Below are 11715 nucleotides of genomic sequence, written 5' to 3'. Positions count from 1 at the left end.
GCGAGGGTTCGCTTTGGAGCAACTCGGCAGCTCCTCCGCGACATTTACGGGAGGTGAGATAATGCTGGGCACACTCTTGCAGGGCACGGACAACAAGAACGCTGCTCTGCGCCTGCGCGAGATGGTCACGGTCCTGCGCCGCCACGACATCGTGCATGGTCTGACACCGACGAAGCTGCGCGCCATCTTTGAGGACCTCGGCCCCACCTTCGTCAAATTCGGTCAAATCATGAGCATGCGCCCCGACTTTCTCCCAACGGAGTACTGCGACGAGCTGATGAAGCTGCAGACGAGTGCCCGCCCTCTTCCCTTTTCCCTCATTCTTTCCATTGTAGAGCAGGAATATAAGCGCGAGTGGAACAAGGTGTTCCGCATGATCGACAGCACGCCGCTTGGCTCTGCAAGTATTGCACAGGCGCATCGTGCGACCCTCACCTCAGGCGAGGATGTCGTCATCAAGGTACAGCGTCCCGGTATCCACGAGATCATGCGTATGGACCTGACGCTCATGAAGCGTGCCGCCACCATCATTCGTCTTGTCAACCGCGACAACAATGTAGTGGATTTCCGCACCCTCATGGATGAGATGTGGAATATTGCAAAGCAGGAGATGGACTTTCTCATTGAAGCCAGTCACATTGAGGAGTTTGCCCATCTGAACCGAGACAGTCTCTTTATCTCCTGTCCGCGCGTACTGCGCGATCTCTCCACCCAGCACATCCTCGTCATGGAGTACATTGACGGCATTCCGCTCGATCAGACTGACGCCCTGCATGCAGCAGGTATCAATGTCACCCAGATCGGACGTCGCCTCGGCGAGAACTATGCGAAGCAGATCATCGATGACGGGTTTTTTCACGGCGATCCACATCCCGGCAATATCCGCATCCGAAACGGCACGATCGTATGGCTGGATCTTGGCATGATGGGGCGTCTCAGCAACCGCGACCGCACTGCCTTGCGGCGCGCCATTCTTGCGCTCGCGACCCACGATACCTTTGAGATGAAGGCTGCTGTCCTTGCTCTTGGCATTGTGAAGGGGCGCATCGATCATGCCCGACTCTATCAGGACATCGATGTTATGATGGAGCAGTATGGTTCGCTCGATTTCAGCGATGTTCACATGGGCGTGCTGACGAACCAAATTCTTGGCATTCTGCGTATGCACAACATCGGCTGCCCGAGTGGACTTGCCATGTTTGCGCGCGGCGTGATGACGGTCGAGATTGTCATGCGTCGCTGCGCCCCCGAGGTCAGCTTCCTCGAAATCTTCGCGCGCAGCCTTTCACTCGGCCTTGTGGAGGGCATGACATGGAGTGAGGGACTTGCAAAAGTCCGGCAGGAGGGCATCATGCTCCTGCGCAAATCAGTCCAGATTCCTGAGCAGCTCGCCGATCTCCTCAAGATGACGATGAGCGGCCAGGCAAAGCTGAACATCGATCTCACAGGCTCAGAAGAACCCGTACAGCGCCTCGACAAGATGATCAACAAGCTCATCATCGCTCTTCTGTGCGCCGCCCTTCTCATCGCCTCAAGCACCATCTGTACGACGGATATGAAACCGCAGATTGGCGGTATTCCCTTCCTCGGCATGCTTGGTTATCTCATTGCATTTATCCTGAGTCTTCGGCTTATCTGGGACATACATAAGGGGGTGTAGTCTATGCGCGGTATACGTGGCGCCATTACTGTCCGGCACAATGACAAAGAGGAAATCTGGCAGGCAGCGCAGGAGCTTATCACGGAGCTTTTGCATACGAATGCTATTACCGCCGCCGACATCGGTGCGGCGATCTTTAGTGTAACTGAGGATCTGACAGCAGCCTTTCCTACAGCGGGTGCACGCCGTATCCAGGGATTCGACCTGGTGCCCCTCTTCGATGCACGACAATGTGCCATTGAGGACAGTCTCCCCCAATGCATCCGCGTTCTCCTCCTCGTCAATACAGACAAAGCACAGGCAGACATTCATCACGTCTACCTGAGGGAGGCCGCAGACCTTCGGCCTGATCTCGAGGGATAATCTGAGACAAGGACATAAAAATAAGGTATTGCATTTCATCCATGCAATACCTTATTTTATTTGCTCGTTTATCAGCGCTGACGCATCCAGGCAGGAATATCGATGATATCTGTCCCGCTGGAGCCTGTATTCGGCTCAACGACATTCATGCGGCGGTTATTCGCTGCAGCGGCTGTATTCGGCGGTGGTACGATCGCCGTCGCAGGACGTGCCTGAGCCTGGGCCGGCTGCGCTGATGGTGCAGTGGGCTTCGCGCTTGGCATGCTCATCCCCGGCATAGAGATCCAGTCTGCCGAAAGTCCCGTAGAGGGTTCTGCTGCCCCCGTCGTTCCGCTATTATCTGCACCAAACCCCGTTGCAACTACAGTGACGCGAACACTGTCTTCGAGGTTCTCATCCACACCGATGCCCCAGATGATATTGGCCTGACGTCCATTGGTCGCATTCATGATGACACTGTTCAGCCACTCGGATGCCTCATTGACCTCAAACATGCTGAGTGTCTTCGATCCTGTGAAGTTCATGATGACGGAGGTTGCGCCCTCAATACTCGTCTCAAGCAGCGGCGACTCAATAGCAGCCTTTGCAGCCGCAACGGATGCTCCCTCGCCACGCGCCTCACCGATGCCCATGATAGCCGCGCCGCCATTCTCCATCGTGGTCTTGACATCGGCAAAGTCGAGGTTCACGACGCCTTGATTTGTAATGAGGTCAGTGATCCCCTTGACACCCTGCCAGAGAACATTATCTACCTTGCTGAACGCCTCGGTGACGGGCGTGCTCTTGTCGATGATCTTCATGAGGCGATCGTTCGGGATGGTGATGATGGTATCAACATGCTGCTGCAGATTCGTAATGCCGGAGTCCGCATTTCGTGCGCGCGTCATGCCCTCATAGGAGAAAGGCCGTGTGACAACAGCCACGGTCAGTGCTCCGAGTTCACGGGCGCACTCTGCAACGACAGGCGCGGCACCTGTGCCCGTGCCGCCGCCCATACCGGCGGTGATAAATACCATATCAGACCCACGCAAAGCCTCAACGATCTTCTCACGGCTCTCCGTTGCGGCAGCCTCACCGATCTCGGGGCGTGCGCCGGCACCGAGCCCACGCGTGCGCTTCTCTCCGATCTGAATGCGAACTGCAGCCTTCGACTGCAGGAGTGCCTGCGCATCGGTATTGATGGCAACGAATTCGACCCCCTGCAGACCGGAGTCGATCATATTATTTACAGCATTACCGCCGCCGCCGCCCACACCGACAACGATGATCTTTGCGAGTTCTTCAAAGTTATCATCCATTTCGAACACAGCTTCAGCCTCCATATCTGCATCATGTTTTTATCAAAAAACAGTAATTATCCTCGCCTATTTTACCATGAAACCTCTCTCATTTCCATAGCTAGAAAACATTTTTAGCAAATTTACTTTTTCCCTCTGCGCCAAAGCACGATGGCGAGCAATAGAGCGCACCCCCATGCCGCTATCCCAATATGATCGCCCATCTCCGCATACAAAAGCGGCGCCGCCATGCCTATGATGGAAAGCAGTGCAAAGAGTACAGGCATCGACCACATTCCTGTAATAGATCTTGTTTCATCCGTCAGAATCGGCGGAATTTCTTTTTTTCGTCGGTGCCGCTGCAGCCAACCGGCAAAGCCGCTCACGATGACCACAATGGTGAGGATGTCAAGCACTGTCCAGATCAGCTTGAGCGGCATTGTCGCGTGATTATAGAGATGGAGCGTACGCAGCGAATCACACAGTGCAAGCCAGCGCGGCATGGGCTGTGTGATATGCGTCAGCCCTTCCTCCGTACGGATGAGATATACTTCTTGCCCACGAAACATCGACGGACGCCCCTCATCCGTCAGCGTCATAACGGCAGGCTCATCCTCTCCGGCATTTGCCAGATAAAGGAGATTCTGTGTCGGGAAATGCTCCGCTGCATAGACAATCATCTCCTCATATCCGATGGGTGCTTGATTGTGAATATGGGTGGGAAGCGTCGCCTCCACATCTGCCCGATAGCTTCCATGCCCAATGATATAGGCGGCGATCGCAACGCCGCTGAGTGTCATCAGCCCTGCCCATACCGCAGTGACCATTCCGAGAAAATTATGCCAGTCGAAGAAATTCCCTGCAGACGTTCCGCCGCGTGTCCCGCCAAAAAGACGCCGGCGCATAAAAAACGGATAGAGCAAGATGCCCCCCACGATGGAGAGGAAGGAAAGAAAGCACATGATCGTGAGAAAAATCAGGCCGCCCCGCCCCATTGACATTTTCAAATGCAGATTGTGCATCGTCCCCATAAAATCAGCAAGTATCGGTGATTTGACATGCGTACCGCGCCATGGAACGAGCCCCCCCGTTACCGGCGCATAGGCAAAGCGTGCTCTGCGCATACCTCCATTTTCCTCTTGCCACGTCAGGCTGTACAAAAGCACACCGCGATCCGCATAGGCAGAAATCGCGTCCACACTGCGCCCCGGCATTTCCGCCGAGATTCTGTCCAGCCCTGCTGCTCCTCCGCTCCATAGCTCTTGATAGGAAAGCTCTCCGAAGCTTGGTCGCTCGTCCACTTCATTCCAACGATAGATATCCCCACTGAAAATGAGTGGAAGCCCCGTCAGACAGAGCAGGAGAAAAAACAGTGCACATATTGCACTAATCCATCGGTGGAGACGATAAAGAAGTTTCATCGAATCATCCTTTGCAACACAATCGATAAAATGAATATCGAAACAAACTCTTTGTTTTAGGTATTAATGATGATAGCAAATGAAGCCCCGACACTCCGTCGGGGCCTCAAGACAGACGTACATCGTCTTAGAACGAGTATGACGTACCAAAGGTATAGGTTCTGTCGTTCGCCGTTTCACCCGCATAGTATTTGCGGTTGAAAAGGTTCTCAATGCCGAACTGCAGCTTAAAGTTCTCATTGATCTTATAATTGAGATACAGGTTGGTAACAAAGAAGCTGTCCTCCGAGCCATATTCGCCCGTCACAGTATCCATGCTCTGACGTTCTGCGACGTACTGTGTATCCAGTGTGCCGTTAAACTTATCGCGGTTGTACTCGATACCGAAACGCATCATATGCTTTGGCAGGTCCCAGTTGCGATAGGTTGTTCCACCGCTCGTATCCTCGCCGGACTCAAAGGTGTAGTTGAAATACGTCCGCCAGTTGCGATGGAAACGGTGCTTCACTTCGAACTCCGCTCCCTTGATCATCGACTCGTTCCTATTGTAGTATGCACGCACACGATTCCTCGTCTCAATCGCAATCTTATCCGCAGTGTCCACACGGAAGAGCGTCAGACCATAGGAGGTATTCTTATCAATCTTCTGCTTCATTCCCAGCTCAAGTGTACGGGAGATTTCCGGGGTCAAATTCGGATTTGCCTGGATGGAGCGCGCACTGTCCCCCGCACGACGATACAGCCGATAAATCGATGGTGGATTAAAGGACTTCCCATAGCTCACATAGAGCATGGTATCTTTCTGCGGCTCGTAACTAACTGCCAGCTTCGGACTCCACGCATGGAACGATGTATCTTCGTAGTCCTTGCGTACGGCATTGATATAGGAGTAGCCGTCCTTTTTGTCAAAGCGGTCATAGCGCATTCCGAGCTGCAGTTTCCAACGTGCGTCAAGTGCCAGTTCATCCTGCACAAAGAGTGCGGTGGACATCACGGAGCCGCCACTTTGCTGATACGGTGCTGCATAGACTGAACTCCAATCCTTCCAGTGCAGGAGATCGTATCTGCGATAGCGCATCTTATCCTTCATCCACGAAAATCCGGCAAGCACGGTATTGTTCCCAACCATCCACTTCTTTTGCAGATCTGCATTATAGTTCTTTGTCGGGTACTCTGCACGGTCTCCGGCTCCCGTCCAATCAATACTTGTTGGTCTATCAGCGCTGGAATACCCATCCTTCCATGCGTTGCTGTAGCCAATCCCCGCCTTGAAATCGTTCTTTGTGTCCTCATAGCGCAGCTTATGAATATCCTGCTCTCTCTTGCCAAGGTAGCCTAGGAAGTCGTCGGGCGTGACAATAATGTAGTTGCTGTTCGGCAGCTGCACAATGCCCGAAAACGTGGGATTTCCAGCGGCATCGCGGAAATAGGTGATGGGATCGTGATAGGAATACTCATACGACGCGTGCAGATAGGTATAACCAAGCGAGCGGTTCTTGTCGAACGCATAATTCAAATCAACATAAGTATTCTCGCTTTCCTTCTTCTTCGCTCCGCGGCTTCCCACAATATAATCGCCGCTAGACCGCTTTTGGAAGGAACCGGTTGCATTGGGCGTATAGCTTCTATCATCCTCTTCCGCCGTGACAGCGTGTCCGACCCAGCCATCCGAGGTGCGCTTTTCATAGCCAACACGGTAGGAAATGTTTTGATCACCGCCTGTGACCTGAAGCCCGCGCTGCCAGGTATTATTGCTGCCGCGCAGGACATCGATCTGTCCGTGAATCTGCTCCATCTTTGTGCGCTCTGATGCATCCGGCTTCTTGGTGATGATATTGATAACACCTGCAACGGCATGGCCTCCGTAGAGCGAGGATGCCGCACCGCGCACGATCTCAATGCGGTCAATGCTGGCAAGCGGGATGGAATCCCAGTTCACACCGCCGTCAAAAGCGGTGTTTAGCATCTGCCCGTTATACATGACGAGAATATCGGTCCCGGAAAAGCCGCGCAGCATGACACCATCCTTGACATCAGCCGTCGGCGAGACATAGATCCCCGCCTCGCGTGCCAGAGCCTCGCGCAGGCTGAACACATGCCGTTTTTCGAGTTCCTTTGATGTAATGACTGTGACATTGGCGGCAACCTTCATCAGTGGTTCTGAAATGCGGGTCGCTGTGACGATGGTCTCACCAAGATCGCGTTCACTCTGTAAAGAACGAGAAGACGCTTCCGTTCCATTTTCTGCATATGATACATCGGCAGCAAAATCACTCTCAGCTGCGCCTGCAATGGAGGTGTTCCCTCCTGTCAATGCGCAGAGAACCGCCAACGTGAGACATTTCTTTTTCCATGGATTCATTTTTGTGAAAGACTTCCTTTCTCCTCCTAAAAAATAACACAGAGATCATTACATATAAAACAGCCTCATTTCTCCCAAACGAGAAATGAGGCTGAATATTTCATCACATTATGGCAAAAGCGCCATGTAAAACTAATACACCAAAAAATTTCGATGTACGTAATCTCCTCCCCATCACTCGTAGGTCAATCGGCGATTCCAAATCAGGCAGTTCTCCTGGCTTCAGTTCATCGTTTTCCCTGCACCTTCCCGGTTTTTCCAGTGGCATTTCACAGAGGCACTCGCTGTTACAGTGGCGGGACCGCGTCGGCTTCAACCGACTTCCCTATTAAGTCTTGCGACACCTGATTGAACACTATGCTGTTTTTAAGGAATTATCTCTTTTAAGAAGAATATCACTCGCCAATATTCTTGTCAATTCTTTCATCGCAAATTCTCAAACAAAATAAATCATCCTAAGAAAAATGATCTTATCACTGCTGCAAACAGGCAGATGAACGTATGGAAGAATTGGTTCTGATGCTATTTCGCACCGTCCCGATAATCCCTGAGCAGATAACGGCGCAGAATGGCAAGGTTCTTGAAAATACGGAAGCCAAACGCGAGTAACGCGACATAGTAGAGATCGATGCCGAGGCGGTCACCGATAAAGACGAGTGCCGCGGCAAGCAGCGTGTTTGAGAAGAATCCCGTGACAAAGACGTGCTTGTCAAAGCGCTCCGCAACCGCTGCTCTGAGGCCGCCGAATGCGGCATCCAGTGCGGCGACGAGCGCAACGGAGAAGAGTTTCGAGTACGCGAGCGGAATGACGATCGGACTGGTATAGCCGATGAGAAGCCCAATCACAAGGCTGACAATAACGATGTAGATCATTTGCTTCCCTCCTCGCGCTCCTTCGTTTCACGTGCATAGTTCTGGCGTATGCTTCCGCGATAAGGCGGGATGTAGACGTCATCGCTGACGGTGATGTCGAGCTGGATGCCCCAGACGCTCAGTGTCTCAACGACGCCGCCGCGCATACGCAGTGAATTCTCAAGTGACTTCTTGTCGCCGATGGCACGAATCTCGAACGGTGCGGATGAACGCACATTGTTCACCGAAAGCGTCGGCCCCGCACAGCGAATCTCAGAGATGCCCGTGAGGCGCTGCCCGTTGACGGAGATCGCCTCTGCGCCCGCTGCACGCAGCTCGTTGATAACACGCAGGAGATCGTCGTCATGGATGACGTAGAGGTTCGGATTCTCTCCCGCCTTCACAGGCTTCGTACTGTCGTCCATGCGCACAATGACACCCTCGCCCTCAAGAGGTACGAGTGCTGCACGGTAACGCAGCATTTCCTGATCCTGATTATTCCCCGCATTGGCTGCCGCTGCCTGCATCTTGCGCAGCTCTTCACCAAGTTCGTCGCGCTCATGCTCGGTCTGGAGCAGTCGATCCGAGATCTCTTCGATGCGCTGCTGAGAAAGGCTCCCCTTTCCATCCTGTGCTGTACGAAACTGCACCGCAATCATGAATCCGATCAATATGCAGACGAGTGCAATAAGCCATCCGCCCTGCCAAAACTGTCTCATTTATTTCCCCTCTGTGGTTGTCTTATCTGCAAGTTTAATGAATGGTGCTTCATAACTGAAATCAACATACTCTATTGTATGACGCGTGGTCTTTTGATCCTGTAAAAAATCCTGTGTCAGGCTTGCCTTTTCGGGAAGCTCTTCCAGCTTCCCCAGACGAATCGGCAGGGCATTCTTCGTGTATGCGACGACAGCGGACGGCGCAGTGATGTTAACCTCGGAGATCTGTCCGATATCCGCCGGATCGATCTTGCCGAGGAATGTGATGACCTTTGCAACCTGTGCATTGTCATTGTCATCGCCGATGTAGAGATCACGCAGCCTCACCCCCGTGACAATGGGGATTTCTGCCCCCTTGAGGGCGCGATAGCTAGCAATGACCTTACCCTGCCGGTCGAAATCCAGATAGCCATAGTCGCAGGCGACTGTCGCAACAGGGATGCGCTCGACGATATCCATCTCAATTTTATTGGGCAACTGGCGCCGTACCACTGCCGACTCGATGCGCAAATCATGCAGCAAATTGGTCGTCATGGCATCGGTCTTTAGCTCAAACAGGCGCTGGCCGTATTGAATCCGCGCAATCTCACAGAGTTCGGCCTCATCCAGATGGACGTTGCCGCGCACAACAAGCTGCTGAAAGGTAAAAAGCGGCGAGTAGATGAGCGCGGCAATAATCGCAGCAATGCTTAGAAGGTAGAATGCTCCCTTGAGGATACGACGCGATTTCATCGGCGGTATCCCGCCATCGTTAGGATTTTCTCACAGAGTTCCGGGAATTCCAACCCGATCGCACGCGCAGCATCGGGAACAAGAGATGTTGCCGTCATGCCTGGCACGGCGTTGACCTCGATGGCATAGGGCTGCCCTGCTTCGCTCAGCATGACATCGATACGCGCCACCCCTGCACAGCCGCACACTTTGAAGGCTCGAACGGCAATGTCCTGGACTTTCTCCGTACATTCTGATGTGAGATTGGCTGGAACAATATGAGCAGATGCGCCCGGTGTATATTTGCTCTCGTAGTCATAGCGTCCAGAGATCGTCGTGATCTCGATAACAGGAAGCGCCTCTGCGTCAGAGGCTGTTCCCCAGACGACAACGGTCAGCTCCCGTCCATGAATGAACTCCTCCACAAGCACGGTATCGCCATAGGAGAACGCTTTGTCGAGGGCTGGCTGCACATCCTCTGCCCGCGTAATGATGTAGACGCCGATGCTCGATCCCTGCTCCGGCGCCTTGATGACAACGGGCAGATCAAATGCTGCAGTGATGCGCTCCGCCGTGTGTGCATCCCGCTCATTTGCGGAAACACACCAGAAGCGCGGCGTTGCAATCCCCTCCGCCTGAAAGAGGCGCTTCGCCGTGAGTTTGTCCATTGTAAGGGCAGCAGCACGTACACCCGATCCAGTGTATGGAATGCCAAGCATGTCGAGTGTCCCCTGCAAGACGCCGTCCTCGCCGTATTTCCCGTGAAGTGCGTTGAATACGATCGCAGGGTGGAGTTTTTGAATATCCTCGGCAAAGGTGTTGGGTTCCAGTTCCATCCCGACAGCAGGGTACCCCTTCCCACGCAGAGCATCGAGGATCGCACCGCCCGAGCGCCGTGATACCTCAGCCTCGGTGGAGGGACCTCCCATGACGACGACAATGGGCTGCTCTCCCGTACCTGCCGCCCCTTTTTTTAACTGTTCAACAAGAGCCTCGCCGACCTCGAGAATGTTGCCTGCGCCCATCGTGATGACAAGATCATCCGCGCGCACATTGTGCGCGAGATAGTGCTCCAGATCTTCGCGAGCAGGCAAATATACGGTATCCTGCCCTGTCTGCTTTGCAACCTCCTCCATCAGTGTCTGCCCGCTGATACCAGGAATCGGCGCCTCCCCCGCTGCATAGATATCGGTGAGGAGAAGCAAATCGGCAGCGGCAAAGCATGCCCCGAACTCTGCACGCAGCAGCTTCGTCCGAGAGTAGCGATGCGGCTGAAATACGCAGACAAGTCGTCCGGGATTCGTCTGACGTGCTGCCGCCAGAGTTACAGCGATCTCTGTCGGGTGATGGGCATAGTCGTCTACAACCCAGATGCCGCGTTCCTTCCCCTTCGTCTGAAAACGGCGCTTCGCTCCATGAAAGCCCGCAAGAGCATCCTGAATTTGTGTAAATCCGACACCTGCAAGGCGCGCAACAGCAATGCAGGCAAGCGCATTGAGCACATTGTGACGTCCCGGAATATTAAGGGAAACACGCCCCATCTCCACGCCGCGCTCAAAGACGGTGAAGGAAATAATGGGGCCATGCGTCTCGATGTCTGCACCGCGGTAGTCTGCCTCCTGATCAATCGCATACGAAACCACCCTGCGCGTCGTCTCGGCCGCAATCTGGCGCAGGATCTCATTCTCGAAACAGAGGACTGCTGTGCCGTCCTCATCCACCTGGTCGATGAACTGATGGAATGCCGCGATGATCTTCTCCATCGTTCCGTAATGATCCATGTGGTCATCCTCGACATTCGTCACTACGGCGATGTGTGGATGCAGTTTGAGGAAGGAACCGTCACTCTCGTCTGCCTCAGAGACAAGGAAGCGGCTCGTGCCGAGCTTCGCATTCGTGCCGAGATCGGGCACCTCGCCGCCGACAATGATGGTCGGTGATACACCCACACGGTCGAGCGTCACACCGATCATGGAGGTAGTCGTCGTCTTGCCATGCGAGCCTGCGACAGCAATCCCATCATACTCGTTGACGAGGGCGGCATTGATGTCCGACCGGTGCAGCTTCGGAATGCGCAGATCCCACGCCGCAATCACCTCGGGGTTGTCGTATGGAATCGCCGTGGAAACGACGATGGCATCGACGCCGCGCACATTCTCAGCACGCTGCCCGTCCGTCCATATGCGTGCACCGAGACGTACGAGTTCCTCGATGATGGGCGATGACCCCTGATCGGACCCGGATACCTGATAGCCGAGCAGGAGGAGAATCTTCGCAAGCGGACTCATCCCGGCACCGCCAATTCCGACAAAATGAATGCTGTGAATCCCCTTCAAATCCTTGAGCATCG

At 53.8% G+C, this 11715-nt stretch carries 9 protein-coding genes and 1 riboswitch; of the genes, 2 read left to right on the top strand and 7 right to left on the bottom strand.

The genetic code is table 11. From position 1 onward, the window contains the following. Window positions 1-61: 61 nt before the first annotated feature. Both HMPREF1992_RS06390 and aroH read left to right on the top strand, forming a co-directional pair. The gene (locus tag HMPREF1992_RS06390) at window positions 62-1660 is read left to right on the top strand and encodes an AarF/ABC1/UbiB kinase family protein (protein WP_021685045.1); all 1599 of its coding nucleotides are present in this window, start codon (window positions 62-64) and stop codon (window positions 1658-1660) included. A 3-nt stretch (window positions 1661-1663) separates the two neighbouring features. Continuing rightward, window positions 1664-2023, top strand: a complete 360-nt coding sequence (gene aroH, locus HMPREF1992_RS06385; RefSeq protein ID WP_021685044.1) for a chorismate mutase — start codon at window positions 1664-1666, stop codon at window positions 2021-2023. 71 nt (window positions 2024-2094) lie between these two features. On the opposite strand, the gene ftsZ is transcribed toward aroH, so the two are convergent. The 7 genes from ftsZ to murC all read right to left on the bottom strand — a co-directional run bounded on the left by ftsZ (window position 2095) and on the right by murC (window position 11713). Then, complete coding sequence (ftsZ, locus tag HMPREF1992_RS06380; protein ID WP_021685043.1) at window positions 2095-3345, bottom strand: cell division protein FtsZ; 1251 nt, start codon at window positions 3343-3345, stop codon at window positions 2095-2097. A 98-nt stretch (window positions 3346-3443) separates the two neighbouring features. Beyond that, window positions 3444-4721 (bottom strand): PepSY domain-containing protein, encoded by a 1278-nt coding sequence (locus tag HMPREF1992_RS06375; protein ID WP_021685042.1) that lies wholly within the window; start codon window positions 4719-4721, stop codon window positions 3444-3446. Window positions 4722-4848: 127 nt separating this feature from the next. After that, window positions 4849-7083: a TonB-dependent receptor gene (locus tag HMPREF1992_RS06370; RefSeq protein WP_021685041.1), complete on the bottom strand. Its 2235-nt coding sequence runs from the start codon at window positions 7081-7083 to the stop codon at window positions 4849-4851. A gap of 188 nt (window positions 7084-7271) precedes the next feature. Beyond that, window positions 7272-7446: riboswitch (cobalamin riboswitch) on the bottom strand. A gap of 159 nt (window positions 7447-7605) precedes the next feature. After that, entirely contained in the window at window positions 7606-7956 is a 351-nt protein-coding gene (locus HMPREF1992_RS06365; protein WP_021685039.1) for a small basic family protein, read from the bottom strand. Continuing rightward, entirely contained in the window at window positions 7953-8654 is a 702-nt protein-coding gene (locus HMPREF1992_RS06360; protein WP_021685038.1) for a DUF881 domain-containing protein, read from the bottom strand. Before HMPREF1992_RS06360 ends, HMPREF1992_RS06365 begins: the two co-directional genes overlap by 4 nt. Continuing rightward, entirely contained in the window at window positions 8655-9386 is a 732-nt protein-coding gene (locus tag HMPREF1992_RS06355; protein WP_021685037.1) for a cell division protein FtsQ/DivIB, read from the bottom strand. Continuing rightward, window positions 9383-11713 (bottom strand): UDP-N-acetylmuramate--L-alanine ligase, encoded by a 2331-nt coding sequence (gene murC, locus HMPREF1992_RS06350; protein WP_021685036.1) that lies wholly within the window; start codon window positions 11711-11713, stop codon window positions 9383-9385. The genes HMPREF1992_RS06355 and murC overlap by 4 nt, the downstream gene beginning before the upstream one ends. Window positions 11714-11715: the final 2 nt, after the last annotated feature.

It is taken from the genome of Selenomonas sp. oral taxon 892 str. F0426, assembly GCF_000468035.1.
Classification (GTDB): domain Bacteria; phylum Bacillota; class Negativicutes; order Selenomonadales; family Selenomonadaceae; genus Centipeda.
Note: the sequence above shows the minus strand (reverse complement) of the source record. Positions and strands in the feature narration are given on the sequence as shown.

Bases quoted from the DNA above. Each gene is read 5' to 3' on its own strand.
- murC (WP_021685036.1), bottom strand. From the start codon at position 11,713: ATGCTCAAGGATTTGAAGGGGATTCACAGCATTCATTTTGTCGGAATT.
- aroH (WP_021685044.1), top strand. From the start codon at position 1,664: ATGCGCGGTATACGTGGCGCCATTACTGTCCGGCACAATGACAAAGAG.
- HMPREF1992_RS06360 (WP_021685038.1), bottom strand. From the start codon at position 8,654: ATGAGACAGTTTTGGCAGGGCGGATGGCTTATTGCACTCGTCTGCATA.
- HMPREF1992_RS06375 (WP_021685042.1), bottom strand. From the start codon at position 4,721: ATGAAACTTCTTTATCGTCTCCACCGATGGATTAGTGCAATATGTGCA.
- ftsZ (WP_021685043.1), bottom strand. From the start codon at position 3,345: ATGGAGGCTGAAGCTGTGTTCGAAATGGATGATAACTTTGAAGAACTC.
- HMPREF1992_RS06390 (WP_021685045.1), top strand. From the start codon at position 62: ATGCTGGGCACACTCTTGCAGGGCACGGACAACAAGAACGCTGCTCTG.
- HMPREF1992_RS06370 (WP_021685041.1), bottom strand. From the start codon at position 7,083: ATGAATCCATGGAAAAAGAAATGTCTCACGTTGGCGGTTCTCTGCGCA.
- HMPREF1992_RS06365 (WP_021685039.1), bottom strand. From the start codon at position 7,956: ATGATCTACATCGTTATTGTCAGCCTTGTGATTGGGCTTCTCATCGGC.
- HMPREF1992_RS06355 (WP_021685037.1), bottom strand. From the start codon at position 9,386: ATGAAATCGCGTCGTATCCTCAAGGGAGCATTCTACCTTCTAAGCATT.